This window comes from Ruegeria sp. SCSIO 43209, assembly GCF_019904295.1.
GTDB lineage: Bacteria > Pseudomonadota > Alphaproteobacteria > Rhodobacterales > Rhodobacteraceae > Ruegeria.
In genome coordinates, this window is the sequence record NZ_CP065359.1 from 264,346 (window position 1) to 290,804 (window position 26,459).

At 55.2% G+C, this 26,459-nt stretch carries 27 protein-coding genes and 1 tRNA gene; 18 read left to right on the forward strand and 10 right to left on the reverse strand.

All coding sequences use genetic code 11. The annotated features are described in order from the left end of the window. Nucleotides 1–2 precede the first annotated feature (2 nt). A complete protein-coding gene (locus I5192_RS01370) occupies nucleotides 3–173 on the reverse strand; it encodes a LysR family transcriptional regulator (protein WP_223117578.1) in 171 nt (56 codons plus the stop codon). Nucleotides 174–330: 157 nt separating this feature from the next. Here I5192_RS01370 and I5192_RS01375 point away from each other — a divergent pair, with 157 nt between their 5' ends. Beyond that, nucleotides 331–1,905, forward strand: coding sequence for an arylsulfatase (locus tag I5192_RS01375; protein WP_223117579.1), 1,575 nt, complete (start codon nucleotides 331–333; stop codon nucleotides 1,903–1,905). A 93-nt stretch (nucleotides 1,906–1,998) separates the two neighbouring features. On the opposite strand, the gene I5192_RS01380 is transcribed toward I5192_RS01375, so the two are convergent. After that, complete coding sequence (locus tag I5192_RS01380; RefSeq protein ID WP_170395947.1) at nucleotides 1,999–2,748, reverse strand: SDR family oxidoreductase; 750 nt, start codon at nucleotides 2,746–2,748, stop codon at nucleotides 1,999–2,001. Nucleotides 2,749–2,866: 118 nt separating this feature from the next. On the opposite strand from I5192_RS01380, the gene I5192_RS01385 reads away from it, so the two are divergent. The 4 genes from I5192_RS01385 to I5192_RS01400 all read left to right on the forward strand — a co-directional run bounded on the left by I5192_RS01385 (nucleotide 2,867) and on the right by I5192_RS01400 (nucleotide 8,428). After that, complete coding sequence (locus I5192_RS01385; RefSeq protein WP_223117580.1) at nucleotides 2,867–3,745, forward strand: LysR substrate-binding domain-containing protein; 879 nt, start codon at nucleotides 2,867–2,869, stop codon at nucleotides 3,743–3,745. 236 nt (nucleotides 3,746–3,981) lie between these two features. After that, entirely contained in the window at nucleotides 3,982–5,556 is a 1,575-nt protein-coding gene (locus tag I5192_RS01390; protein WP_223117581.1) for a lysine--tRNA ligase, read from the forward strand. A 48-nt stretch (nucleotides 5,557–5,604) separates the two neighbouring features. Further along, entirely contained in the window at nucleotides 5,605–6,006 is a 402-nt protein-coding gene (locus tag I5192_RS01395) for a DUF4864 domain-containing protein (RefSeq protein ID WP_223117582.1), read from the forward strand. Between the two features lie 136 nt (nucleotides 6,007–6,142). After that, entirely contained in the window at nucleotides 6,143–8,428 is a 2,286-nt protein-coding gene (locus I5192_RS01400; RefSeq protein ID WP_223117583.1) for a glycoside hydrolase family 55 protein, read from the forward strand. Between the two features lie 38 nt (nucleotides 8,429–8,466). Here the strand turns inward: I5192_RS01400 and I5192_RS01405 are convergent, their stop codons facing one another. Continuing rightward, on the reverse strand, nucleotides 8,467–9,150 hold the full coding sequence (locus tag I5192_RS01405; RefSeq protein ID WP_255612007.1) for a hypothetical protein: 684 nt from the start codon (nucleotides 9,148–9,150) through the stop codon (nucleotides 8,467–8,469). A 134-nt stretch (nucleotides 9,151–9,284) separates the two neighbouring features. Between I5192_RS01405 and I5192_RS01410 the strand changes: the two genes are divergently transcribed. The 3 genes from I5192_RS01410 to I5192_RS01420 all read left to right on the forward strand — a co-directional run bounded on the left by I5192_RS01410 (nucleotide 9,285) and on the right by I5192_RS01420 (nucleotide 10,600). After that, a complete protein-coding gene (locus tag I5192_RS01410; RefSeq protein WP_170395957.1) occupies nucleotides 9,285–9,611 on the forward strand; it encodes an antibiotic biosynthesis monooxygenase in 327 nt (108 codons plus the stop codon). Between the two features lie 65 nt (nucleotides 9,612–9,676). Next, a complete protein-coding gene (locus tag I5192_RS01415) occupies nucleotides 9,677–10,084 on the forward strand; it encodes a universal stress protein (RefSeq protein WP_170395959.1) in 408 nt (135 codons plus the stop codon). A gap of 72 nt (nucleotides 10,085–10,156) precedes the next feature. After that, the gene (locus I5192_RS01420) at nucleotides 10,157–10,600 is read left to right on the forward strand and encodes an excalibur calcium-binding domain-containing protein (RefSeq protein WP_255612008.1); all 444 of its coding nucleotides are present in this window, start codon (nucleotides 10,157–10,159) and stop codon (nucleotides 10,598–10,600) included. Nucleotides 10,601–10,666: 66 nt separating this feature from the next. Here I5192_RS01420 and I5192_RS01425 read toward each other — a convergent pair whose 3' ends face one another. Further along, on the reverse strand, nucleotides 10,667–10,897 hold the full coding sequence (locus I5192_RS01425; protein WP_170396104.1) for an aspartate aminotransferase: 231 nt from the start codon (nucleotides 10,895–10,897) through the stop codon (nucleotides 10,667–10,669). A gap of 100 nt (nucleotides 10,898–10,997) precedes the next feature. Between I5192_RS01425 and I5192_RS01430 the strand changes: the two genes are divergently transcribed. After that, complete coding sequence (locus I5192_RS01430) at nucleotides 10,998–11,351, forward strand: MmcQ/YjbR family DNA-binding protein (protein WP_170423840.1); 354 nt, start codon at nucleotides 10,998–11,000, stop codon at nucleotides 11,349–11,351. Between the two features lie 5 nt (nucleotides 11,352–11,356). Here the strand turns inward: I5192_RS01430 and I5192_RS01435 are convergent, their stop codons facing one another. Next, nucleotides 11,357–12,067, reverse strand: a complete 711-nt coding sequence (locus I5192_RS01435) for an ORF6N domain-containing protein (protein ID WP_255612009.1) — start codon at nucleotides 12,065–12,067, stop codon at nucleotides 11,357–11,359. Nucleotides 12,068–12,278: 211 nt separating this feature from the next. Between I5192_RS01435 and I5192_RS01440 the strand changes: the two genes are divergently transcribed. Next, nucleotides 12,279–12,356 (forward strand) — tRNA-Arg (locus I5192_RS01440). Nucleotides 12,357–12,458: 102 nt separating this feature from the next. Here the strand turns inward: I5192_RS01440 and I5192_RS01445 are convergent. Both I5192_RS01445 and I5192_RS01450 read right to left on the reverse strand, forming a co-directional pair. After that, nucleotides 12,459–12,941 carry a GNAT family N-acetyltransferase gene (locus I5192_RS01445; protein ID WP_170408263.1) on the reverse strand — a complete coding sequence of 161 codons (483 nt, stop codon included), beginning with the start codon at nucleotides 12,939–12,941 and terminating at the stop codon, nucleotides 12,459–12,461. A 13-nt stretch (nucleotides 12,942–12,954) separates the two neighbouring features. Continuing rightward, complete coding sequence (locus I5192_RS01450; RefSeq protein WP_170395965.1) at nucleotides 12,955–13,266, reverse strand: ETC complex I subunit; 312 nt, start codon at nucleotides 13,264–13,266, stop codon at nucleotides 12,955–12,957. A 154-nt stretch (nucleotides 13,267–13,420) separates the two neighbouring features. Here I5192_RS01450 and I5192_RS01455 point away from each other — a divergent pair, with 154 nt between their 5' ends. The 3 genes from I5192_RS01455 to I5192_RS01465 all read left to right on the forward strand — a co-directional run bounded on the left by I5192_RS01455 (nucleotide 13,421) and on the right by I5192_RS01465 (nucleotide 17,054). Next, entirely contained in the window at nucleotides 13,421–13,891 is a 471-nt protein-coding gene (locus I5192_RS01455) for an SRPBCC family protein (protein ID WP_223117584.1), read from the forward strand. 77 nt (nucleotides 13,892–13,968) lie between these two features. Beyond that, the gene (gene uvrB / locus I5192_RS01460) at nucleotides 13,969–16,155 is read left to right on the forward strand and encodes an excinuclease ABC subunit UvrB (protein WP_170664073.1); all 2,187 of its coding nucleotides are present in this window, start codon (nucleotides 13,969–13,971) and stop codon (nucleotides 16,153–16,155) included. A gap of 32 nt (nucleotides 16,156–16,187) precedes the next feature. Beyond that, nucleotides 16,188–17,054 (forward strand): hypothetical protein, encoded by an 867-nt coding sequence (locus I5192_RS01465; protein WP_223117585.1) that lies wholly within the window; start codon nucleotides 16,188–16,190, stop codon nucleotides 17,052–17,054. 94 nt (nucleotides 17,055–17,148) lie between these two features. Here the strand turns inward: I5192_RS01465 and I5192_RS01470 are convergent, their stop codons facing one another. Next, nucleotides 17,149–17,391, reverse strand: a complete 243-nt coding sequence (locus I5192_RS01470; RefSeq protein WP_170408258.1) for a zf-TFIIB domain-containing protein — start codon at nucleotides 17,389–17,391, stop codon at nucleotides 17,149–17,151. A gap of 440 nt (nucleotides 17,392–17,831) precedes the next feature. Between I5192_RS01470 and I5192_RS01475 the strand changes: the two genes are divergently transcribed. Then, nucleotides 17,832–18,167 (forward strand): hypothetical protein, encoded by a 336-nt coding sequence (locus I5192_RS01475; RefSeq protein WP_170514092.1) that lies wholly within the window; start codon nucleotides 17,832–17,834, stop codon nucleotides 18,165–18,167. A gap of 111 nt (nucleotides 18,168–18,278) precedes the next feature. Here I5192_RS01475 and I5192_RS01480 read toward each other — a convergent pair whose 3' ends face one another. Beyond that, nucleotides 18,279–19,283, reverse strand: a complete 1,005-nt coding sequence (locus I5192_RS01480; RefSeq protein ID WP_170637487.1) for an AraC family transcriptional regulator — start codon at nucleotides 19,281–19,283, stop codon at nucleotides 18,279–18,281. Between the two features lie 124 nt (nucleotides 19,284–19,407). Between I5192_RS01480 and I5192_RS01485 the strand changes: the two genes are divergently transcribed. The 4 genes from I5192_RS01485 to I5192_RS01500 all read left to right on the forward strand — a co-directional run bounded on the left by I5192_RS01485 (nucleotide 19,408) and on the right by I5192_RS01500 (nucleotide 24,079). Next, a complete protein-coding gene (locus tag I5192_RS01485) occupies nucleotides 19,408–20,820 on the forward strand; it encodes an amidohydrolase family protein (protein ID WP_255612010.1) in 1,413 nt (470 codons plus the stop codon). 86 nt (nucleotides 20,821–20,906) lie between these two features. After that, the gene (locus I5192_RS01490) at nucleotides 20,907–21,611 is read left to right on the forward strand and encodes a DUF3299 domain-containing protein (protein WP_255612011.1); all 705 of its coding nucleotides are present in this window, start codon (nucleotides 20,907–20,909) and stop codon (nucleotides 21,609–21,611) included. Further along, the gene (locus tag I5192_RS01495; protein WP_223117587.1) at nucleotides 21,608–22,786 is read left to right on the forward strand and encodes a carbohydrate porin; all 1,179 of its coding nucleotides are present in this window, start codon (nucleotides 21,608–21,610) and stop codon (nucleotides 22,784–22,786) included. The genes I5192_RS01490 and I5192_RS01495 overlap by 4 nt, the downstream gene beginning before the upstream one ends. A gap of 51 nt (nucleotides 22,787–22,837) precedes the next feature. Further along, nucleotides 22,838–24,079, forward strand: a complete 1,242-nt coding sequence (locus I5192_RS01500; protein ID WP_170626120.1) for a dipeptidase — start codon at nucleotides 22,838–22,840, stop codon at nucleotides 24,077–24,079. A 197-nt stretch (nucleotides 24,080–24,276) separates the two neighbouring features. On the opposite strand, the gene I5192_RS01505 is transcribed toward I5192_RS01500, so the two are convergent. Next, a complete protein-coding gene (locus I5192_RS01505) occupies nucleotides 24,277–26,121 on the reverse strand; it encodes a DUF3604 domain-containing protein (protein WP_223117588.1) in 1,845 nt (614 codons plus the stop codon). Nucleotides 26,122–26,459 lie beyond the last annotated feature (338 nt).

The following is a 26,459-nucleotide window of genomic DNA, read 5'->3' on the forward strand; positions in this document are numbered from 1 at the left end:
TGTCAGAGTGCTGTTGTTTCGGCTTCGATGAAACAAAACAAGCCCCGTATAGTCCTCGGCCTGCCGACATAGCGGGACAATGATGCGTTGGACACACCCATCGCACGGGCAGCATTTTGGAAACTGCCGATTTCAGCCAATGTAAGAAAAGCGGTCAAAGAGTTTTTGTTCATCATGCCGTCAAACACATTTCAGGTTTTGCTCTTTAGATTTCACAATATGAAATTCCGGTAAAGCTCTGTTGCGACGCGAAAGTTTCGACCGCTATCCCTGATCGGACTTTCGATATTCCCTTCACCGGTATCGTCTTCTACGTTCGCAGAGGTAAAAATGTTCATTTTTCGATCTATTGTGGTTTCCGCCACGCTGGCTACAGCTTCGGTCTGTGCCCTGCCAGTTTTGGCCGAAACCGACCAGCCCAATATCCTTGTCATCATGGCCGACGATGTCGGCTGGGCCAGTCTGGGCAGCTATCATCAGGGTGTGAAAAGTATCAAAACCCCCAACCTTGACCAGCTTGCTGCGGATGGTATGCGCCTTACGGACTACTATGCACAGCCAAGCTGCACCGCAGGGCGATCTGCCTTTATCACCGGACAATTGCCTGTTCGGACGGGGATGCACACAGTCGGGCTGCCCGGAGATCCGGAAAAAGGTCTGAATGAAAAAGACCCTACTCTGGCCAACATCCTTAAATCTCTAGGCTACACCACCGGGCAATTTGGCAAAAATCACTTGGGCGATATGAACAAGTTTCTGCCAATTGTGAAAGGTTTCGATGAATATTGGGGCTGGCTCTACCACCTGAATGCGATGGAATACACCTCTGACCCCGATTGGCCCAAAGATCAGAAATTCAACGACACATTTGGCCCACGGAACATCATCCACGCTTATGCCACGGATACAATTGATGAAACCGTAGATCCACGCTGGGGGCTGGTTGGAAAGCAGCGTATAATAGACGATGGCCCAGCTCCGCCCGAACGGCAAAAAACGCTCGACGATGAGGTGACGGCCCATACTCTGGACTTCATCAACCGCGCGGTCGATAGCGACACGCCCTTCTTTGTCTGGATGGCCCCGGCCCGAGCGCATGTCTGGACACATTTGAGCCCCGAATACGAGGCGATGCTGGGCGACGGGCGCGGTTTGCAGGATGTCGTAATGAAAGAGCTTGACGACAACGTGGGCAAGGTCATGGCCCGTCTGGACGAACTTGGCATCTCGGACAACACTATTGTAGTCTTCACCTCGGATAACGGCCCCGAAACCATGACTTGGCCTGACGGTGGAACAACACCGTTCCGAGGCGAAAAAGGTACGACATGGGAAGGCGGCTTCCGCGTTCCTGCTATCATTCGCTGGCCCGGAAGAGTTTCCGCCGGGACCGTAAGCAACGGTATTTTTGCTGGTCTTGACTGGATGCCTACCCTCGTCGCCGCCGCCGGAGGACCTGACGATCTGCCTGGATCACTACTGAAGGGCTATGAGGGCTATCAGGTGCATCTGGATGGTTACAACCAACTGCCTTTCCTGACTGGTAAAGGTGAGAGCAACCGGGACGAGATTATCTACTATGAAGGTCCGGACCTGCAAGCGGTACGCCATGGTGATTGGAAAGCACATTTCACGATACAAACCGAAGGATGGGCAGCTCCAAAAGAGGAACTGAACGCGCCCCTGCTGTTCAACCTGCGCCGCGATCCCTATGAAAAGGCAGCTGAGGAATCGGGGATGTATACCCGTTGGATGGGCAACAAAATGTGGGCCTTTGGCCCTGCTGCCAAAATCGTCCAAAACCACCTGTCTACCTTCAAGGACTATCCTCCGCGGGGGTCGGACATAACCAACCAGGGCCATGTCGAAGAGCAGATATCGACCGAAGGTGGGATGTCGCAGTAGAAATCAAACCTCGGGGGGCATCACCTGTTGCCTCCCGATCTGTGTCAAGGATTTCATCGAGGGCCGCGAAAATCACGCTTCACCGCCTCTTTGCTATCGCACTGCCCGGTTCATCCCGCCGTCGGACAGTATACTCTGACCGTTGATATACCGGGCTGCATCGCTGGCGAGAAACACGCAAGCCTGCCCAATTTCTTCGAACGTTGCGGGCCGCTGAGCGGGGATTTCCCGGCGTGCCTGTTCGGACAGGTTCACGTTTTCGCAGAACCCCGGCAGCAGGTTGTTCATGCGAATGTTGTGCCGTGCATATCGGTCCCCGTAAAGCTTTGAGAAACTATGCAATGCTCCACGCAGCATGCTCATGGGATAGGGCGCACGTGGCTCGATTGTGTTCATGGATGAGATATTTACGAATGCACCTCCGCCTTGTTCGATCAGAATGGGCGTGACGATACGGGCGATCTTGACGACATTTAGCACATACATGTCCAGACTTTCGTGCCATAACTCGTCGCTGAGTTCCAATAGCGGTCCGTCAAAGTCAGGATCGAAACCGACGGTTTTGATGGCTTCAGGCACCGTTCCACCGTGACCCATATTACTGACGATTGCATCAATCCGTCCATATTTGCTCATGGTGTCGTCGACCATCGCTTGCAAATCATCGACATCTAATACAGAGCCGCGACGGCCAATGCCCTCAAGTTCCTCCGCCAATTCAACCGAGCGGTTGGACGGAGACATAAGCGAAACCTTATAGCCGGCTTTCGCCATTTCAATGGCACAACCCCGGCCAATTCCCTGTCCTGTACCTGTCATCAAAGCAACTTTGGTATCGGGCATGGTATGTCCTTTCTTGGGGCGCACAGTGTGTGAGGTTTATTGATCTGTGGTCAGTGTAACTGCCGGGAACAAAGCAGACCTATCGAGTTTTTGGGGCAATGCTGTTAGGTTTTCTCACATGCCGGAGAACCTTAGACATCTACGTGCCCTTCAGGCCTTTGATGAAACCGCAACCCACTCCAGCCTGACCAAGGCAGCGGATGTTCTGAACGTCACCCACGGGGCGATCAGTCGGCAAATTAAGCTGCTGGAACTGCATCTTGGCGTAACGCTTTTTCATCGCCGCCCAAATGGGGTTGAACTGACCAGTGCCGGGGAGCTTCTGCATCAATCGACGCGCGGGGCATTTTCGGCGTTGCAACTGGGCGTGATGGAGGTGAAGCGGCTGCATCACCGCCAGTCGATTACGGTGTCGTTGTCAACATCGCTGGCGCTTAAATGGCTTGTCCCGTTGCTCAGTTCATTTCAGCAAGAACATCCGGGTATCGCGTTGCTGCTGGACACAAATGATCGATTTGCGGATTTTGATGCGTCTGAGGTCGATGTCGCCCTGCGGTTCGGGGAACCCGGTTGGGACGGGCTCTATCATGAGCAGATAAGACAAGAGGACCTGATTGTTGTAGCAGCGCCATCCCTTGTTGGTAAAACCCGACTGCCGATGCCCGCCGAGAATGTGGCTGATCTTCCACTCTTGCATGATGCCTACAACGTCGGATGGGAAAGCTGGGCTGCGCAGGTCGGGCTGGGCGCTGACCGGATCAATTCGCAGAGCATCAAGTACGTGGACAGCGCGGTTCTGTTGGAGGCTGCGATTGACGGGCAAGGTGTAGCGTTGGCAAGACATCTCTTGGCGGAGAGGGATTTGGAACTTGGTCGCTTGATCCGCCTCGATGAAAGCCGGGTTCGATTGGATCGGGGGCTCTACTTCGTCTGCCGCCCCGGCGATCAGGAACGGGTCACCGTGAGAATTTTCAGGAAATGGCTTATGTCGATTTAATCTTTTGCCTTGCTTGCAAATCCGCGAGAGCGATCAACAGACTACGTTTTTCAGAATGCCGCAATGCCCCGTGCTGCGGACACTTGTAACCAAGACCAGATATGGATTGTACGCTGTTCATGCTCATAGAGGCATGAAAATCACCACCCTTTATTGACTCATACTGCACCTGCACAATAACAGGGGCCGGTCCGGGCGCATGGGGTGTCTGGCACGTTTCCCGATGGAGTATCCAAATGTCTGACCTGCGTGAAACCGCGACGACGTCCAAGGCGTGGCCGTTTGAAGAGGCGCGGCGGTTGCTCAAACGGTATAAGCAGGGCGCTCCGGAGAAGGGATATGTGCTGTTTGAGACGGGCTATGGCCCCTCAGGTCTGCCGCATATCGGCACCTTTGGTGAGGTCGCGCGGACCACGATGGTCAAGCGCGCGTTTGAGGCGCTGTCGGATATCCCGACCAAGCTGATCTGTTTCTCTGACGATCTGGATGGGATGCGGAAAGTGCCCAGCAATGTGCCGAACCCCGAGGCGCTGAAGGATTATCTGCAATGTCCGCTGACCTCGGTGCCGGACCCGTTTGGTGAATATGACAGCTTTGGTGAGCATAACAATGCGATGCTGCGCCGGTTCCTCGATACTTTCGGGTTCGAGTATGAGTTCTATTCGGCGCGTGAGTTTTACCGCTCGGGCCAGTTCGACGAGATCCTGAAGCGCGCCGTTGAGAAGTATGACGACGTGATGGCCATCATGCTGAAAAGCCTGCGCGAAGAACGTCAGCAGACCTACTCGATCTTCCTGCCGATCCATCCCGAGACCGGGCGGGTTCTGTATGTGCCGATGAAGAAGGTTTGCGCCGATACCTACACTGTCACCTTCGATGACGAGGATGGCAAGGAATGGACGCTGCCCGTGACTGGCGGCAATGTGAAGCTGCAGTGGAAGCCTGATTTTGGCGCGCGCTGGGCCGCTTTGGGCGTTGATTTCGAAATGTATGGCAAGGAACATGCCACCAACGAGAAGATCTATGACGCGATCTGCCGGGCTTTGGGAGGTCGTGCGCCTGAGCATTTCTCGTATGAACTGTTCCTCGATGAGAACGGCCAGAAGATTTCGAAGTCGTCGGGCAATGGTGTTTCGATCGATGAATGGCTGACCTATGCGCCCACCGAGTCGCTGGCCTATTTCATGTATCAAAAGCCCAAGACCGCGAAGCGGATGCATTTCGATGTGATCCCAAAGGCGTATGATGAATATCATCAACAGTTGCGGGCCTATCCGGGACAGGACCTGAAGGCTCAGCTGAATAATCCCGTCTGGCATATCCATGGTGGCGACGTTCCGGTATCCACCCTGATGGTTCCGTTTGCGATGCTGTTGAACCTGGCGTCCGTGTCTGGGGCCGAGGACAAGGAGGCGCTGTGGGGCTTTATCCGCCGTTATGCGCCCGAGGCCACTGCGGAGACCCATCCCGATTTGGATCAGGCGGCGGGCTTTGCAGTGAGGTACTTCAACGATTTCGTCAAGCCGACGCGCCAGCATCGCGCGCCGACGGATCAGGAGCGTGAGGCGCTGGAAGCATTGAGGGCGGCCTTGGAAGCCTATGACGGGCCGATGGAAGACGAGGCACTGCAATCGGTGGTCTATTCCATCGGGCGTGAGCGGTTCGATCCGATGCGCGGCTGGTTCACGGCACTTTACGAGGTGCTGCTGGGGGCTTCGCAAGGGCCTCGGTTTGGTGGGTTCATCGCGCTTTATGGCGTGCCAGAGACGATTGCTCTGATCGACAAGGCGCTGGCCGGGGAATTGGCCTGATTTGACCTGATCCAGTGTGGGGCTACCCTTGCATCAGGAGGTGGCCCCATGCGTCGACTATTGCTTGCTGTATCCCTGAGTGCCGGACTGGCATCCGGAGTTTTTGCTCAGAGTGACGAGATTGAGGCCAATATCTCGGCGCAGATACAGGCCTTCAAGGCGGATGACTTTGCCACCGCCTTCACCTTTGCCAGCCCCAATATCCAGCGGCTGTTCGGCGATCCCGAGAATTTCGGGATCATGGTGCGCCGTGGCTATCCTATGGTCTGGCGGCCTGCGGATGTGAGGTTTCTGGAGTTGCGCGAGATTAGCGGAGCCCTGTGGCAGAAGGTCATGATCACTGATGGTGACGGACGCGTGCATTTGCTGGACTACCAGATGATCCGGCAGGAAAACGGCTGGAAGATCAACGGTGTACAGTTGCTGGGCAACTCCGACCCGGCGGCCTGAGGCAACACCACCGTCACGGTGGTAAGAGCCGCGATTAATCCCTTTTCGATACTCAGACCCATGCGCTTGGGCTCAGGGCCCGGGCGGTTTCGGGTTTTGGCGCGCGTGCTTGGCGCGATTGGGAAAGGGATTTTACATGAACAAGGCAATCACCGACGGCATCGTGTTCATGCCGCCCGCCTATGCGGCTGGTCTTGGGGTCTGGTCCAGTGGCGACGGCACGCCGGGCTCTCCGACCTATGAGGGGTCGGGCACGGGGGTGTTCGTTCCGGCGGATGCGGATTTCGCTGGCTGTCTGGAAATTTATAAGACGGCAGAACCGCAGCGACTGCGGTATATGGGGCAAACGCCTTTGTTGCCGGGCTGCTATCTGCAGATCAAGGCGCGGGTGAAGGCGATCAGCGGGCCGCTGCCCGAGGTGCGGATCGCCGGCTGGGCCGGAGGAGCCGGAGATGCGCATGTGGACGGATTGGCGGAGCAGGGTCCGGCGGTGCAGCTGACCGGCTATGGCACCGTGCATGAGGTGACGGCCATCGTGGGCACAGGCCTGCGGCCCGGCGTGGACATGCCCTGGGGCAATGCGGTGCTTTATGGCCATTTTGGATTGGATATCGAAGGCACCAACGGTGCGGTGGTGCGGGTGGATGATATCGAGATCACCGATGTGACCTCGGTCTTCCTGCGCGATTTGATTGGTCTGGTCGACGTGCGTGATTTTGGGGCAGTCGGGGATGGTGTCACCGATGACTCGGCAGCGTTTGAGGCAGCGGATCAGGCAGCGAATGGGCGCAAGGTTTATATTCCGCGAGGAGTGTTCCGGCTGGAAGAGAACACCAACATGGCGTCCGAGGTCTCGTTTGACGGGACCGTCACGATGCCGGTCGACAAGATGCTGCTGCTGACCAAGAATTTCGATCTGCCGACCTATATCACCGCCTTTGGTGACGAGATGCTGGCGTTCAAGAAGGCGTTTCAGGCTCTGCTGAACAGCTCGGACCATGAATCACTGGATCTGGGCGGGCGCAAGATCGCGGTGACCGAGCCCATCGATATGGCAGCGGCTGTGCCGAACCGGACGGGCTATGCCACCCGTCGCGTGGTGCGCAACGGGCAGTTTGACGTCAAAAGCAGCTCGACCTGGGATACCGAGACCTTCACCTCGATCGCGACCTACAGCCCGTCTGATCCTGATACGCTGACCAACGTGGCCAATGTGGCGAATATACCGGTGGGTTCGCTGGTCACCGGCAGCGGGGTCGGGCGTGAGGTTTATGTGCGGTCGAAAAACGAAAGCACCGGTGAAATCACGCTGAGTGCGCCGACTTATGATGCCGCAGGGACGCAGACCTTCACCTTCACATCGTTCAAGTACCTGCTAGATTTCAGCGGTTTCAGTGCGCTGCAGAAGTTCAACATGGAAGGGATCGAGTTCCAGTGTAACGGTCGGTGCAGCGCGATCCGGTTGTCTCCGGGCGGGAACACTTTTGTACTGAAAGACTGTTTCATCAGTCGCCCGAAGGACCGGGGTATCACATCAATCGGGCGCGGATGTCAGGGGATGCTGATCGATGGCTGTCAGTTCCTATCGACCGAGGAAAGTCTGGACGTGCCGGACCGAAGCTCAATCGCGCTGAACGCCAATGCCAACGACGTCAAGCTGCGCCACAACCGGGCCACGCGGTTCCATCATTTCGCGGTGCTAAGTGGGGACAACAATCTGGTGCTGGGCAACCACTTCTTCCAGGGCGACAACGTCGCGAACGGGGTGCGCAACGCTGGGTTGGTGATCATCGGCGGCTATAACAGTTCGTCCATCGCCGAGAACTATGTCGATAACTGTTTTATCGAATGGACCAACGAGCACGATGCCAACCCGGATTATTTCACCAGCTTCTCGTTCAGCGCGCTGAGCATCACGGATAACATCTTTTATGCCAGCGATGTTGCCCCCTGGTTCAGCTATCTGGTGATCCGCCCCCATGGCACGGGGCATTTCTTGAACGGGCTGACCGTCACCGGCAACAAGTTCCGCGTCAACAACGTGCGGATCGACCGAGTGGACCGGGTCGATACCAGTTTTGCCGATCTTGATCCGGAAAGGCACAAGAGGGTGTGTTTCGAGAACAATACGTTCCACGGCATCGATACGCCTTGCGCCAATCCATTGCGGCTGCAGCACACGCAAAGCTCACCGTCATCAGCCTGGACCGTCAGTTCGCAGGGCCAATTGCCGTTCGGGGGCAGGGCGCGCGGGTGTGATGCGGTTGTTGCCCTGGGAAGCCTCAGGACATCGTTGAATGCGGTGCGCTATACCGCGCCATATGTCGAGTTGCGACAGGGATCGGGCCAGAGCGATATCCGCCTGCGCTGGTCCGAAAGCTTGCGTGGTGCGGTTTCGACCATTCTGCGGATTGATACCTGATTGATGCGGTGGGCCGCCTGAATGTAGGCGGCCCATCTTTAATAGCTGCGCCACAATCCAAATTTGATCCCGATGTTATCATCAGCCGAATTGCGCTCGGCACCCAGAATCCAGGTGAGTCTGCCCGTCTTTGGGCGATACATCAGCGAAGGTCGCACCCTCCAGTACCATGGTCGGTCCGAAACATAAGAAGTTTCGATCTGCAGGAGCGGGTCAAACCGTCGACCCGAGGACAGACCGGCCGTGAAATCCAATTTGCGGATCACTGCCTCATGGGTGCGGTTTTCGAGCGCTGCGTCGACATTGATCCATCCACCTCCCAATCCGGTTTGAATGCTTTTGCCGTATGAAAGTGTTGCTTTGTACATTGCCCAACTACTGTACTGGCGATGGTGCGCGCCAACGCCGAACTCGGCCGCCAGACGCCCTGCTGACCCCATGTCTGCAACCGGCACGCGTGCAAAGACCAGCGCGTGCCCATACAAATCCTGATGCTCCTCGGCATCCAGTCCGATCGTGAGTTTCGGCCGCAATCCCCACTCGGTATAAAGCGAGGATTTGTACTTGTAGACGTCTTCCTCTTTGAAAGCGGTCACAGATAACGCGGTGAAGCTTGACCCCTTCTCGCGGAGCCACGCACCGGACCATGCCGGAGTGCACACCATAAAAAGCAGCGGAATGACGAGAACCAGACGAGCCATGGGGGCAGCATCGGCAGACATGGTTAACGGATGGTTAGTTTCTTGTTCATCTTCGAGAAAGATTTTTTGATCCAAAAACATTGTCTATGTGCAGGAAAAGGGTGGCGTTTTCAAAAGCTGTGCTAGGCTCGGGTCAGCTATAAAGGAGGAGCCTTATGCCGCAGATTTCCAAAACCAACAGCTATCAGACTGTCATCACCACCTTCGAGATGACCCCCGGAACCTGCCAGGACCTTCTTGAGGCGCTGACCGATGCTTATGCCGAGTTCATTTCGAAACAGCCGGGTTTCATTTCAGCCGGATTGCATGTGAATGATGCCCAGACGCGGATTGCCAATTATTCACAATGGGAGCGCCGCGAGGATTTCCTGGCGATGTTGCGCACACCGGAAATGCGAGAGCGGAATCGCAGGGTTAACGAGCTGTGCAAGAGCTTTGAACCCGTGATGTACGACGTCGCCGAGACATTCGGTGAGACCTGATCTGAGTCAATGCACGGCCACCACCGGTCGCGCAGTATAGCGGCACAACTACGGAGGCGCGAGCCATGTATCATAACATTCTTGTTCCCATTTCCTTTGATGCCGAACGGGACAGCTCGGCAGCGTTGAAGCTGGCAGAACTACTGTCGACGCCCGAGGCTGCGGTTACGCTGCTGCATGTGGTAGAGCACATTCCGGATTATGCGATCTCGTACATGCCTGCCGAGTATCTGTCCGAAGCCCGCAAGGCCATTCAGACCGAGCTTGATGCTCTGGCGGCGCGCGTCCCGAATGCGAAGGGGCTGGTGGTTGAAGGCCATTCCGGGCGAACGATTCTGGACTGGGCCGAAGTGAATAAGCCCGACCTGATCATCCTGGCTTCGCACCGCCCGGGGATGCAGGACCTGTTGTTGGGTTCAACCGCGACCCATGTGGTGCGCCACGCCAAATGTGCCGTGCATGTGGTGCGATAAGGTCGAGCTTTTTCCAAGCCGACCCCGATTGCGGCCATGGCTTTGCCACATACCGCGTGTAAGACCTATGGCATGACAACCGGGAAACAAACGAAAGACACCGATCCGAACCCTCGTCTTACACGGCGGCAACGGCGGGCAGACGCGTTGCGCAGGCAGGCTCTGTCTCCGGTGCGTATTCTACTGATGGTGCTGGCCTTGCCCTTAACCACAGGAATGATCGCAATCGGTGTCTACCTGCGCGTTTCAGACTACGAACGTCATGAAGCGGTGATCCATCTGGTGGCGCTGGCTGGGTGTGATGCGGTGGAGATGCTGGGTTTCGGGCCTTTTCGCGAAGGGAGGCCCGGATATCATAAGCGCAATGATCCCGATGGCGATGGTGTCGCCTGTGGCTCGTTTGCCTTGCAGAAACCACGCAATGTCGCGATGCCGGGAGATATCCAAGCCAATCCCCGGAATCTTCAGACCCCGAAACAGCGCACTGTCGGAACGGCAAAGTTTTTGAAGCCTTGAATCGGTGGGGGGCGAAATCTTGAAAAGATTTCGGGGCGCTTTCTTTTCAAGAAAGCGTTGCGTGGCTCAGGTGAGCCAACGCACGGGTGCGCGGTTGCAGAAGATTACGATCTGGCCCGAGTTTTCCGCCACTTGATAACCGCGACGATTGATTTCGGCCATAAAACGCTCCATCCCGGCAAATCGCTCTATATCGCGCGCCTTGCGACGGATTACGCCACCTTGCTGCACCGCCTTGGAGGCGAATAGATCACTGAGCCAAACCTCAGGCGAGAGGGGAGAATTACAGTTATACATCACCTATGATTTGGCGCAGCTAGGTTAATGCTGGGTAAAGAAAGTTGCGCCCGCAAAGCGGGTCTTGCCTTGTCCTGACCAGAGCGCCACAGTCGCCGCGATGACTCGTGATGAATTCAATGCCTTTTGCTCGGACCTCAAAGCCACCAGCCATGTCGTGCAGTGGGGCAACGCAGATGTCTGGAAAGTAGGCGGCAAAGTCTTTGCCATCTGTGGTTGGAACGACGGAAAGGATGCGTTTACCTTCAAGGCCACCGATCTTGCCTTTGAGGTCCTCGGAGATGAGCCAGGTATCCGCCCAGCGCCCTATCTGGCATCGCGAGGTATGAAATGGCTGCAGGTTTACGATGAACGTGGCATGAGCGACGCGTCGCTGCGAGATCATATTGTAATCTCATACGATCTGGTCGTAGCTAAGCTGACCAGAAAGGCGCGGGCAGAGCTGGGCCTTTAAGGCGGTCAGTCTTTCATGGCGTGCAGCAGCTCAAGCAGTTTTTTCCGGTCATCATCGTCGGCATAGTCTCCGCTGGCCAGCCGTTCGGCGATGCTCAGGCGCAGACGGTCATGTTGTGTGCGAACCTCTTCGCCCGCCGTTTCCGCGAGGGTCTTCATGATCACTGCCACCGCCTGCTGCCGTTTGGTGGTGGGATTGGCGATGTAGTCCACAAGGCTTTGCTGTCCGGAATCAAGGATGTTTTCGGCCAGATCACGCAGTTGATCCCCATTTGGAAGCAACGGCGTAGGGGCATCTTGCGGTGGCAGAATCTCAGGCGGGTTGCGCGGGGTTTCCGCTAGCGCATTGGTGCCGTCAACAAAGGCTTCGGTGATCATCCGCGTGATCCTGATCGCGCGCGGATCTTTAAACAAAGTCGAGGCAATAGCTACGCCGTAGTCGGTATAGACCCACGGATTGACCCTACGGCCACCGCGGCCTTCGGGTTTTGAGATCACATTCTGTGATTGCAAATCCGCGACCTCTGCGTCGGAAAGCTGAAAGCGGTAGCCTTCGAACAGATCCTTATTGCGCGAGACGGCCTGATTGAAGGCGCTGACGGATTTCCCGTAAAACTGCGCCAGATCTTCTGCCAGAACCACGCGTACACCGCGCACCCGATGAATGGCGTTTTGGACCTCTTGAGGGCTGGGCAGGTTTTCCGGGTTCGTCATCATATCCGTTTGGAATCACAATTTGTGATTTCAAACGTGACGCAGGGAGCGCTGGGCTGCAAGTTTGAACTGCAGGTAGGTTCGATGTCTCTTGCCGAGAGGTCTGCCAGATTCGGCCAATACCCTGATGGAAATAACTTTTTTGAAAGAACAAGCTTGCCCTCTATCAAGTTGACAATCCTAATGGATTGACTGATACAAACGGAACAAGACCGGGCCGTTAGCTCAGCTGGATTAGAGCAGGGAACTTCTAATTCTCAGGTCGGGGGTTCGAGTCCTCCACGGCTCGCCATTTTTTCAGATGTTTTTCGAAACGGGGCAAGGGTACGGCCCTTATATCTGAATTCAAAGCGGTCGGTCAGACTGCACCAAGCGGGTGCTTTCAGCTTTTCCCTCAGCGTTTTGGGCTGGACGTAAGGTCCAACCGCATAAACGCGCTGTTTGGATCGGCGTCATAGCCGTAGATCGGACCGCAATAGGAATATCCCAATGTTTCATATAGCTTGCGTGCTGCGTCATATTCCGAGAGATGATTTGCGCCAGTTTCCAGGACAAGTGCGGAAACGCCCTCGGCTCGGGCCAGATCGGCAAGATGGTTCATGATCACACGCGCCAATCCTCGGCCGCGCGCAGCAGCAACCACGTGCACCGATTTAACTTCGGCAGTGCCATCCGGCAGCGCCTTAAGCGCACCACAACCCAAGGGCTTACCCGCCTCATAAATAGCCCAAAAGCGAATGCCCGGCTCGCGCAGGGCATCAATGTCCAGCGTATGATTTGAGGTTTGCGGTGTCGCGTCCCAGCTATGGGCGAGATGCGCTTGAATGATCGGGCGCAGATCCTTGGCGCCGGGGTCTGCTTGGCGGATGTCGATCATTCACTGGGCCTTGTCAGTGGGTCCAGGGAGCGCGCCGGTCAGTGGCGAAATTCTCACCATAGCCGCGCGCCCGCAGGTTCGGCTTGCGCTTGTGCGGCTCGCATACCTGCGCGTCGATACCGTTGTCTTTGGCATAGTCCAGCGCCTCTTCCTTGGTATCGAACTTCAGACGCACCTGCGTTTGGGTGTCATTGGACGAGGTCCAGCCCATCAGCGGATCGACCTCACGCGCAGAAGCCGGGGCGTATTCCAGAACCCATTTGCGGGTTTTGGCCATCCCCGAGGTCATCGCGTTTCGCGAAGGCTGGTAAATCCGTGCGCGCATGTCGCCTCTCCGTACTCACTTGGCTGAAGCTGTTTATGCGTCAGAGCGCGCGCCGGGACAAGATGACAATTGTCGCGGGTCGCATGGACTGCCTAATGACAGGTATTGTCATTAGTTCGGGGTAGAAAGCGCGCAGACGTAAAAGGACAGCAGGATGCTTCACCAAGAACGCCACCTCGACATCAACGCCCGACCCAATGAGATTTGGGCTATCCTCCGCCGCTTTATGCATATCGATGAGTTTGCCCCGCAGGTGATATCGGTTGATGCTTTGACTGCCGGATCGGATGGTGTTGGGTCACAGCGCCGGTGTCACTTCGCGAACGGCACATCATTGGTCGAAGAGGTGACGGATTGGCAGGTTGACCGCGGCTACACCGTGCGGTTGTCGCAGATGGCGATGCCTCTGCGCGAAGCACAGGCGGCGATTGCCATCACACCGCTGTCCGACACGTGCAGCCGTGTTATCTGGAGTATGGATTTTCGTATGAAATATGGACCGTTGGGCTGGTTAATGGGACAAACTCTGTTGAAGATGATGATAGGCCGCGTACTGGCCGAGAACCTGTCGGCCTTGGCGGTGAAGGTTCAAACGCACCCCGACGCCCAAGCCCGGACCGCTTAGCTGAAAATGAATCCAGATCAGCCCTTGCAGATGGACAAAATAAGAACAAATGTAGGGGCCTGACCCGGAGCCCGCCCATGCCTTATGCCCATTCCGACAAGACTCAACTGACCGCAGACGACGTGCGCGCGCGTCTGAAACTGGAGGGCGGCAAGGAGTTCGTCATGCACACCGAGTTCGCACCGGCTGGCGACCAGCCGACGGCGATTAAGGAGCTGGCAGGCGGTGTGAATGATGGTGAGCGAGATCAGGTCCTGCTGGGTGCGACCGGGACGGGCAAGACCTTCACCATGGCCAAGGTAATTGAAGAAACGCAGCGGCCTGCGATCATCCTGGCGCCAAATAAGACGCTGGCAGCGCAGCTGTACGGGGAATTCAAGGGCTTCTTCCCAGAGAACTCGGTCGAGTATTTCGTTTCCTATTACGACTATTACCAGCCAGAAGCCTATGTGCCGCGGTCGGACACGTACATCGAGAAAGAATCGCAGATCAACGAACAGATCGACCGGATGCGCCACTCGGCCACGCGGGCGCTGCTGGAACGCGATGACGTGATCATCGTCGCCTCGGTCTCGTGCATCTACGGTATCGGTTCGGTCGAGACCTATGGAGCGATGACACAGGATCTGAAGGTGGGTCATGAGTATGACCAGAGGCAGGTGATGGCTGATCTGGTTGCCCAACAGTACCGCCGCAACGATCAGGCTTTCCAGCGCGGGTCCTTCCGGGTGCGTGGCGATTCCCTGGAAATCTGGCCGGCCCACCTTGAGGACCGTGCTTGGAAATTCTCGTTCTTCGGCGAGGAACTGGAAACCATCACCGAGTTCGACCCGCTGACCGGCGAACGCGCGGCAACGATGGAGCAGGTGCGGGTCTATGCGAATTCGCACTACGTCACGCCGAAGCCAACGATGAACCAAGCGATTATCGGGATCAAAAAGGAACTCCGCATCCGGTTGGACCAGCTGGTTGGCGAGGGCAAGCTGCTGGAAGCTCAAAGGCTGGAACAGCGTACGAACTTCGATCTGGAAATGCTTGAGGCCACCGGCGTTTGTAACGGGATCGAGAACTACTCACGCTACCTCACGGGCCGTGCGCCGGGCGAACCGCCGCCAACCCTGTTCGAATTCATTCCGGACAACGCGATTGTCTTCGCGGATGAATCCCATGTCAGCGTCCCGCAGATCGGCGGCATGTACCGTGGCGACTATCGGCGCAAGTTCACGCTGGCCGAACACGGGTTCCGCCTGCCGTCCTGCATGGACAATCGACCTTTGAAGTTCGAGGAATGGGACGCAATGCGCCCGCAATCCGTCTTTGTCTCGGCCACCCCGGCGAAGTGGGAGATCGAACAGACCGGCGGTGTCTTCACCGAACAGGTCATCCGCCCCACCGGCCTCTTGGACCCCGAGGTCGAAATCCGCCCGGTGTCGATGCAGGTGGACGACCTGCTGGACGAGGTGCGCAAGGTGGCCGCCAACGGATTCCGCACGCTGGTGACAACGCTGACCAAACGCATGGCCGAGGACCTGACCGAATACCTGCACGAACAGGGCATCAAAGTGCGCTACATGCACTCGGACATCGACACGCTGGAACGCATCGAAATCCTGCGCGATTTGCGGCTTGGGGCCTTCGACGTTCTGGTCGGCATCAACCTGCTGCGCGAAGGGCTCGACATCCCAGAATGCGGGCTGGTCGCCATTCTGGACGCGGATAAAGAGGGTTTCCTGCGCTCGGAAACCTCACTGATCCAGACCATCGGCCGCGCCGCGCGCAACGCCGATGGGCGGGTGATCATGTATGCCGACAAGATCACCGGCTCGATGGAGCGCGCCTTGGGCGAAACTAACCGCCGCCGCGCCAAACAGCTCGCCTATAACGAAGAACACGGCATCACGCCTGAGACCGTGAAGAAAAACGTCGAGGACGTTCTGGCCGGTCTCTACGAAGGCGATGTCGACATGAACCGGGTCACCGCCACCATCGACAAACCGATGCATGGTGCGAATTTGGAAGCGCACTTGGACGGGCTGCGCGACCAGATGCGCAAGGCCGCCGAGAATCTTGAATTCGAAGAGGCCGCCAACATCCGGGATGAGATCAAACGTCTGGAAGCGGTCGATCTGGCCGTCGCCGACGACCCCATGGCGCGCCAATGGGCGGTCGAGAAAGCCTCGGAAGACGCGGTGAAATCGCGCGGGCGGTCAACGGCTGGCAGGCCGGGGCAGCGGGGTGGGAATGTGAAGAGACGGAAGCGGTGAAGAATTTGCTCCACTAATATTTAGGAAAAGGTATGAAGTTAGATATACTTAACGAGATCAACCTCAAGAACGAGAAATGTGTTAGCGAAAAACAGATCGCAGAACTGATAAAGAAGTCACCGGGGTGTCTCGGGCTAGGTGAATTGGATTTGGTCGGCGTAGAAGTACCGCAGGTTGGTGGCGGCTTTCTAGATCTTCTTCTTCAGGATGGTGAACCGACTCGTTACTGCGTGGAAGTTCAACTTGGCAAAACTGATCCTTCTCACATTATTCGAGCAATAGAGTATTGGGATTTGCAGCGTTCGCGTTACAAAGGGATCGATCACGTTTGCGTGTTGATTGCAGAAGAAATCACTGGACGCTTCTTCAACGTTATCACACTGCTAGGAAACTCAGTGCCGATAGTTGCAATTAAGCTTTCGGCCGCAAAAAACGATCTCGGATTGAGTATCATGTTCTCTAAAATCTTGGATACCCGGCAAGAGTATTATGGAGGCGATAAGGAACTCGACGAGTACGTTGAGGTAGATCGCTCATATTGGGTTGAGCGCGCATCCTCAGCGTCGATTGGTGTTGTCGAACGGATTTTCACTTTAATGAAAGATCAGATATCTAACTCTGAGCTAAATTTTGCCAAACATTATATTGGACCAAAAATCGAAGGTCGTTCGAGAAATTTTTGTGTCTTTCATCCTAGAAAATCGACGATGGTTCTTGAGGTTAAATTACCTCTGGAAGCAGAGATTTTGGCGTCAATCGAAGAATCTAAGTGTGATTATCTTGGCTACAACCAAAGGTATGGGACCTATAAATTCAGTTTGAAGTCCGATGATGAAGGGCTGAATGATCAGTTTCTCGTAGGGCTGATCTGCAAAGCTCACGATCAAATGATGAACTGATTTTTGTAGCAAGCGTAGGATGGGTGCTCGCACCCATCTCACCCGTGACCATACAACAACCGATAAAACCCTCTCAGATCACGGTGCCAACGTCTTAGAAGTCAAACAGCTCGTCCAGAAAGCCGCCGCGTTTCTTCTTTTTCCGGTATCCGTGATCGGACCGGTCATCATAACCCCGCTGCGGCGGTGGCGGCGGCGTATGGTCGGCAGAGCGATCGATGATCTTGTCCAGCTCTCCACGGTCCAGCCACACGCCACGACATTGCGGACAATAATCAATCTCGACCCCGCTCCGCTCGGTGATTACCAGCTGAGTTCCATCAATCGGACATTGCATCAGACGCTCTCCTTTTTCTGTCCTGAACAGATGGGAGCGCGCGCAGGGATTTTCACCCCACTGCGACCGCACGTCCCGCTATGGGCAAAGCTATAGGGCAGAGTTGGCCCGGTCCCGCGCTGCCCCCTTCAGCATTGGAATTCACAAATTGAGGTTCCAAATGGTTGCCATGACGAACCCGAAGAAATTTCTCAGCAGCTGATGGGTGCATAGACCCATTGTCTCTGTCTTCGAGCCCTCAATGCTGGGTTGGATACTCCCCAAAACGCGATGGAAATGTGCTTGGGGCTCACCTCAAAACGCATGCGAAACCCAAACGTGAATTGGTCTAACGAGATGCGTGCTACGAGACCGCAGAACGACCCGAGTTTGGACAAAATTCCGCCCAAAATCGTCAATAGCCGCCGCAGTGCAACAGATCGAATACAGATTGGAAATCAATGAAAAAGGCAGCTCTTCTTCTTGCCCTATTGCCCGCAGCCGCAGTCGCTGAGGAGCGGGTGTTTGAATGTGAGGCACCGGATGCGGAACACCCGGAAATGGCCGCTCGGCTTGTGAAGTATGATGGCCAGCAGAAGGGCCACATCACGATCGGGGATATCGACAAGGATGTGGATGTGTTTCCCGGTCTCGACACCCTGACCTATCTGTATGTCGGTGAGGATTACACGCTGAATTATAACGTTCACCCTGAGAAGGGCACGTTTGATTACTCTGCCTCTGGCAGCAAGTCAGGATGGGGCAAGGGAACGTGCGTAGAGACCACGGGCCAATAATGGCGTTCGAATAGAATGGTTTAAGGCGCGGTCGGGACGGCAGTCTGGTCGCGCCTTTGCTTTTGTTCCGAGATCAAGTTCGCACAGCTGATCCAAGCATTTGCAGCATAATTACGAACCCAGGCGGAACTTGGTCGGTGTCATTCCGGTCTGGCCCCTGAAAAAGCGTGTGAAATGGGATTTGTCGGAGTAGCCGAGCATCAGACCGATCTCAGCTATTGTCATTTTGTCTTCTCCGAGGTGTTCCTTGGCGACATCGACACGCAGCCGTTTGATTTCGCGGGGCAGCGTTGTGCCTTGCTGCTGAAGCGCCTTAAGAAACCGTTCCGGCTGTATTCCCAACAACCCGGCCACAACCTCTGGTCCCAAATCGGTTTCATCCAGTTTATCGCGCAAAACAGATCGCAAAGCAGCTACTACGGTTACTTCTTCATCTTGTCGCGGTGAGGCGATGGGCTTGGCAGAGCCCTCAGAGACATGGTGCAAAAACAACCATTCTACAGGGAAACTAATCTGCATTCCGGGATCGGTCCCAAGGCCGACCTCGATCCCTTTGTAATCGATAGGTAGTCCGTTGATGTATCTGCTTTCCCATCGCACACGAGAAGAATCCCAGGCATCTCCGACGACGGTCTGCAATAGGCGTACATAGATTGCGGCACCAAATCCGGTCACCTGAATGGGTGGGACAGTAGGCTCTTGTTGCCTCTCGATACGATAAGTCGCTTTGTCCGCTTCAATGACAAGGCTATGTCGCACAGAATTGGATTCCTGCGGTACAAGCCCCACGAAACGGGTAAAGAACTCGAACAGCGTCTTTGTCGATTGCAGGGCCTGAGCGAACGGAGGCCACTGTTGCAGGTCAAACGTCTCCCCTACTTTCAGTCCAAGGTATCGATCCCCTGATACTTCTGAGAAGGCATTTACCAAACCATAGACCAACTCTGAGTGCACGAACACGGCTGGGTCAGACAACAGTTCGGCTTTCAGGCCGACCTGATCCAATGCTGGTTGCGGATTGATCTTACGTTCGGTGAGATATTGCAGGAACGGAGCAGCTAAGGAGAGGCGAATAAAGCCCTCGCTATGCTCTTGAGAGGTGGAGTTGAAAGGCAAGCTCGTCACCCTTGTCTGGATTAGTTTTAAGAAGTGGCCATTTTTTCAATCACATTCGAACATCCTAATTCGAAAGTGGCAACCGAGCCAAGATTTTCCGGACTACAGTTTGCAAAACACGAATATGAAGGGAGTGCTTATGTCCGGTCTACGAATGTCCCTTTGCTCGGCGGTAATTGTCGCTGCAGCTCTTTCTTTTCCAACGTCCGTGCAGGCTCAGGATCAAGAAGAACCTCAAACGCTGTTTACCAATGTGCATGTCTTCGATGGCGTGAATGAACAGCGTATCGAGAATGCCAGCGTATTGGTCGAGGGTAATCTGATTAAGGCCGTATCAACCGATGCGATCGATGCCCCCAATGCTACGGTCATTGACGGAGAGGGACGGACACTGACCCCCGGGTTTATTGAACTGCACGCGCACCTCATGCTGATGGGGCCGACGTTACCTGCGATGGAGGCCAACACAACGTGGGAGGACTTTGCCATACACGGTGCACGGATGGCCGAGATGTATTTGATGCAGGGCTTCACCACAGTCAGGGATGCGGGTGGCGCCAATGGCGGGTTACGTCGCGCAATTGACGCAGGCCAAATTGACGGCCCGCGTTACTTTCCATCTGGTGCATTTATCGGAACGCGAGGTGGTCACGCTGACTTCGCGAATTTCACCGCACCGCCCGGGTCTGAAACAAACATGAGCAGGCTGAACTTGGCGCAGGAAATTAGCGGTGTTGATGACGTTTACAAGTTCGCACGCAACAATTTCCGCATGGGCGCGACGCAGTTGAAGTTCATGCAATCTGGTGGCGTCGTATCGGCCTTCGATCCGTGGCAGTTGCTGGCTGGATCGCCTGAGGAAATCAAAGCTGCGGTACAGGTGGCAAACGAGTATGGCAGCTATGTCATGGCGCATTCCTATCGGAAGGAAGCAATCCTGAGCGCGCTAGATGCGGGTGTGATGTCGATCGAACATGGCTTCTCGTTTGACTGTGAAATTGCCCAAGTCATGAACGAAAAAGGGGCATACATTACCACCAACCTGACGGCCTTCGATCCCGGATTGCTAGATATTCCGGCAGTGGCAAATGTCCCGTCGAGTCTTGCTAAGGCAAAGTCCGCCTCGGCCACATTTGCGGGCTACATCGACAATATGAAGGAATGCCCGGTGAAGCGAGGGTTCCAGACCGACTGTGTTGGTTCGGTCGAGGCATGCAATATCCAGATTGCCTACGAGAAGCACCTGAACAATGAGTTTTTTGGACCCTACACGTCGATGGTGACGTTGACATCGACGGGTGGTGAGGTGGTCGCTTTGTCAGGTGACTTTATGAACCCGTATACCGCCGGAAAACTGGGCGTTATCGAGGAAGGAGCTTATGCGGATATCCTGCTCATCGATGGTAACCCACTTGAAGACTTCTCGGTTGTTGGCACGGGAGATCAATGGTTTGGTGCCGACCCGAGGCCTGAAAGCCCAGATACGATCCGCCTGATCATGAAGGACGGCGTCATCTACAAAAACACACTGGATTGACCTGTCTGAACAGCCGGAGAGTATTTATGCGACATTGCTTCCGCTCCGTAGTATTCGCAGGGTTGGTTTGGTGTGCTCTTCCTGTCATGGCGACGCCAGGAACCGCGTTAGACTGGTCTGACCTGCCTGACCCGTCCGCGCAGGTCTTTGAAGACCCCTATCGCGAACTTAGCGCTGAACAGTTCGACGATGTTCTTTACGTCGTAAGGCTGCGCGGCAGATTGCAGCGGGAATCTGGTAGCGATGAAGAAAGGCAGAAATGGCAAGAGCTTCTGACCGAGACTGAGGATGCCTTGGTGGCAGATGGTATTGATGTCGACTGGCTACTCGATCAGCGAGAGGTCGTAACAGAACGTCGAAGAAAGGCTGGTACAAACGGAAATCCGCAATTCGACGGTCAAACAATCACACTCGCGGGCTTTGCCATTCCTGCTCCGAGTGATCCGGACGGGCGACCTGTCGCGTATCTGGTGCCGGAACGCGGGATGTGCAGTCACATGCCTCCACCTCCGCCCAACCAAATGATCCGTGTGCGGTTGAATGGCGACTGGACGCCCAGCTATTTCCACGAACCTGTTCGGCTAACGGGCACTTTGACCATCAATCCTTCTGTTCAGAACATGATGGTTGTGGACGGCCTTATGCCTATGAATGCGACGTTCCAGTTGGAGACGGAACGTGTCGAAACTCTGGAGACTGAAGCAGACAGGCTTGAATGGAGGCAGCGCGCCTCCGATCGCATCCGGGCGGCGGGAGCTCGCAAGACCGGTAGGGCAAGGGCGTCTGAATGATAAGACTTCTGGTTGCCGCTTTGAGCATTGCCTTCGCTGGCGCAGCGTCGGCTCAGGGACTGTCCGGGCCATCTTCGGTTGAAGCTGATCTAGAGCCCGGAGATGGGCTAACCGACCCGCAATACCGTTCCGATTTTCCACGCAATATCGCACCAGGTTGGTTTCAGTGGAAAGACCGACTGGCCGAGGAAGGTTTTCGCTTCAATATTGACTACTTGGCATTGGGCCAATCCACGAATGCTGATCTGGGAACCGGCGAAGCGGCAAGCGGAATTGCGCGTTTTTACGGTAGTTGGCAGGCAACTGAACGCGGCTCTTTGACATTCAAGATCGAAGACCGGCACAGTTACACCGATGTTGCCCCGCAATTCCTTGGGCTGGATGGCGGAGCACTTTCGATCACTGGGACAGCCTTCAACGATAATGGTTTTCTGCTGACCAATCTATTCTGGACGCAAAGGGCCGAGAACGGCGCGTGGACGCTGCAAGTCGGGCAGATTGATGTAACGGACTTTGTGGACATTTATGGGTTGGTCAGCCCATACAGTGGTTTCCAAAACCTGTCTTTCAATACCAACCCGACTATTAACACACCCAATCAAGGCCTTGGCATTGCCGGTGGAGTAAAGCTGAGCGAAAACTTCTACGCTGTTGCGAGCATCTCAGACGCAAACGCCGACCCGTCTGATCCAAACTTTGATGTGTTTAGCGATGGCAATCTCTTCAAGTCACTCGAGCTTGGTTACACCTCTGGCTTTGATCGCATCTACTTTGACAATATCCACCTGACCCTTTGGCACGCGGATGCAGCCGACGATGGCAGCCGCCCAGAAGACTACGGGGCCGCGTTTTCAGCGGCGTGGTTTGTTGGCAATAAATGGATGCCATTCTTCAGGGCAGGGGCCTCAAAAGGGACAGCGGCGCTTTATGATCGGTCCGTTTCTGCAGGTCTGGGATATTACGGTCGCAATACCGATCTGGCCGGGCTGGGACTGAACTGGGCCGAGGCAAGGGGCATAGACGGTGATCAGTTCACGCTCGAAGCATTCTATCGTTTTTCAATATCACCCGGGCTGCAGATCACGCCATCACTGCAGTTCATATCTAACCCGCTGCTGAACCCCACGCAGGATAGCATTACGCTGTTCGGTCTAAGAACCCGGATCGTTTTCTGAGGTGGTTCGAGAGTGGCAACCAAAAAGCAAAGTAGATTGGGAGGTTGGGACATGAAGACCTTGTTAGCCCTAGGTGCCATAGCGATTGCTATTGGGGGCGCATTGAACGCCAGCGAGGAAAGCAAGACTTGGGAAGCGTCAGATGAGGCGAAGCAATTTGTGCAGGACGCAATTGTCCTTGGCATGTTGGCCAGCCCCCACGGCACCGGCTGGACCGAAGACGAGCAGCTTCACACATACTTTGAGCGTGCTCGCGAGAACGGTATCACAGGGCACGAAATGACGCTGGCTGCTGCAGATATGTCTTTCGAAACCTTTCTGGATCAGCATTACCACTTCCGTGCGGCCATGGCGCAGCAACCGGAAAACTACCTGATTGTGAATGAAACCCGCGATATCGAAGCTGCCCATTTACAAGGCAAAACGGCGGTCATCTGGAACAGCCAAACGGCTACGATCCTGGACGGCGACCTTAAGAAGATGGCGGTGCTCAAGGATATGGGGATCAAGAGTATGATCCTGGCCTACAATGACATCTTCCGCACAGGTTCAGGACAATTGGCGGCCTACAACGGGCGCGATATTGGTCTGACCCCTTGGGGGAAGTCGGTCATCGATGAAATGGTGAGGTTCGGTATCCTGCTGGACCTGAGCCATACTGGCTCAAAAACGGCCAATGACGCAATGGACTACATGGATGAGACCTATCCCGGTGTGCCTTATGTTTACACGCACTCTGTCCCTGCTGGTCTTTACGCGAATGAACCGAATGCGACGCTGCGCGGGTGTTATCGTGCCATTCCCGACGACGAGGCGCTGCGCGCGGCCAAATCGGGCGGCTACATTTCTCCGACCTTCACTGAATGGATGATGGACGGCGTCTGGCCTGAAGATATCTCACCCAAGCAGGCCGCTGACATGATCGACTATTACGTCCGACTTGTAGGAGTTGACCATGTCGGAATCGCAACGGATGACATGTTCTCACTTGAACTCGTCGTGCAGTGGGCGACTGACAATGCGAGTATGTACGATGATGGCGGCTACATGATCGACGCGTTCAACAAAGGGGCTACCGGCAACGGCGAACTCGCCAAAATCCTTGCGGCGATAACCGATGACCTTTGGGCGCGGGGCTATTCAAACGAGGACCTTGCAAAGATCTATGGCGGCAACAAGATGCGGGTTTATGCGCAAGTTTGGGAAGGCAAACCACCCGAACAATTCATGAAAGAATACCCTGAGCGTTTGCGCCTGAGGCAAGAACTTCGTGATGGATTCTATTCACGGTAACCGTCTGGAGCTTGCCTCTACCCTCCCAAAAAATGTGCCGTAAATTCTCGTCCGGTCCCAAAGCGGACGTTTTTACGATCGGTTGCGAATGACCGAGTTTAGCTCTTAGCGGACGTTCGCATGAACGGATTAGCCTAATGTTGCGGCGACCTGAACTGCCGGGCTTTTACAGCAACGACGTAGGTATTTGGTATATTTCACCCCCCGGGAGTATACCAAATTGGCGAAGTGTAAGCGCGTTCCTGTGTTGAGGTCGGCACTTCAGCAGGCAATTCGTCTCCGAACCGAACGGCATCGTAAATTGTCCACCTCGGTGTGGGAATTTCCAGGACGCGGGCGTAGTAGAAAGCCCGCACAGAAGGATCGAATTCAGGGTCCGTCCAAACAGTGATCAGTTCCGGGGATCCTATCGAATTGGTAAACGTACCCGTTGCAACATCCACGGTATTCCCCACCGCCGGTAGGTTGCCGTCCGCATCAGGTTCGCGGTCTCCCGACCATGCCACGTCATAAACCCGCTCTTCAGTGTCGCCGTTGGCATTTAACCAGCCTTTCACAATCTGAATACGGTCGAGATTGCCGGAAAACGGGTCTTTCAGGGCAGCGACCAGGAATGTCGGGGAGTCCGCGCCTTCTGTAGCGGTTGCGAGGTCCCCACCCATCGGAACGCCTTTTTCATATCCGACGTCGGCGGGCAAACGAGATTTTGCATCAGCTTCAGTAAAGTCCCAGCCACCAAAGAAGCGAACCGCGATGCGACTACCAGTCGTCCCATATACTTCTTTCCTCTCCATGGCATCGAATATCGCTTCGCGCGTGTTATCTTCTGCCCAGACTGCAGCGTAACCTGAGGCTGCCATTTCCCACCCAAGAATCCTTGTCGTATCGAACTCGCCAACGACATGCTGCCAACGGCCAGGTTCCGGTTCGACACCGGAGTGTTTGCCAAAGAAATTGTCTTCTTCCGCCGTTGCCAAAGCCGTATGGCTGTCGGTCGAGCCCACTACTCCGAACTTGTATGGATTGCTGCCGAGTTGAGCCTCTAGTTTAAGACCATTCTTCAAAGCCTCACGCGCGTATTCGTACTGAAGCATCCAGTCTTCTTTGGGTGTCGGACCCAGATTTGACTTATCCCAGGTTTCATAGTCCGCGAACTCATCATTCGGGCTGAGAAACGGGTGGGTTTCTCCATCGCCCTTGATCTGGGTGATCTCATACATCGGCTCCCACTTGGCACGCCGCTCTGCGTAATCTTCTGTCAAAGGTTCACCCGTTTCAGGGTTGGTCTCGACAGGAAACATCAGGCCATTGGAGACGTTACCGTTGTGGGCAAGGGCCAGCACACGGCCGCCGGTCTCTAGTTCATAAGTATCCATCCAGTCCCACAAACGTTCGGGATTAAAAGTTTCTGCGGTTGTGAATGGCAGCATCTGCCGTGCGCGAATGGCATCATCTCGGTAGATCACGTTGCGGTGGAGGTTGTTGCCTCCTTCAGTGGACGTCCATTCGTACCCGATGAACGCAGTGAATGCGCCGGGGTCGTTGTGATGATCCGCAGTTTGCGTGAATTCGTCCCAAACGGATTGTACGAACCTGCGATCTGAAACAGCCTCGGGAAGAGCATCACCGGTTATACCCGCAAAGGTTTCTATGACCTCCATTGTTGCGCCGAGAGCAACATCTCCACCGGCATTAAGACGTTCGTTCCAGTCTCGAAGTGTTGGATCGCGCATCAGCGTAGAATTCCCTGCGACGATCTCATTCATGGCGCCCATGGCGTCCGAGTGATCGGATACGACAAGCCAGTCGAGGGGACGCGATAACTGCACCCGAAGGCCGTGCGACGTAGTGACTTCCTCACCGCGTGCAAATCTATAAGCATCGTCTGGGCTCAGGATGACGCCAAACCCCCGCGCGTCGAGCGAATTTGACGTGTGCAGGTGAGTGTCACCCCACAGAGGTCGTGTAGGAAAGTTTCGACCTGCATAAGGTGAGAAATCAGCAGGCGCGGGTTCACGCATATCATCAACTGATATGGTCATCTCTCCAACTTGCCCACCTTGAGCGGCCTCTTGAGCATGTGAAGAGCTTGTTATGAATGCTGCGGAAACTATTGCTGTTGATGTCGTCAGAAAAAACTTCATTTGAACCTCCCAGCCGAGCTGAATGCCAGCCCATGGCAACATCTGAGCCGGCTGTTCGTCAAGGAAAACAACAGTTTTTCTTAGTTTTGCACAAGGACCCCGGGGGAAGTTCGACCAAAATCGGACCGCAGCTTCGCCCAATTCTTTAACGCTCAGCCGTTGTGAGAAAATACCGCAACGAGTGGGTGTTCTTGACGACTTGTGGCCTGGATCGTCAGACTTGAACCTGTGATCTT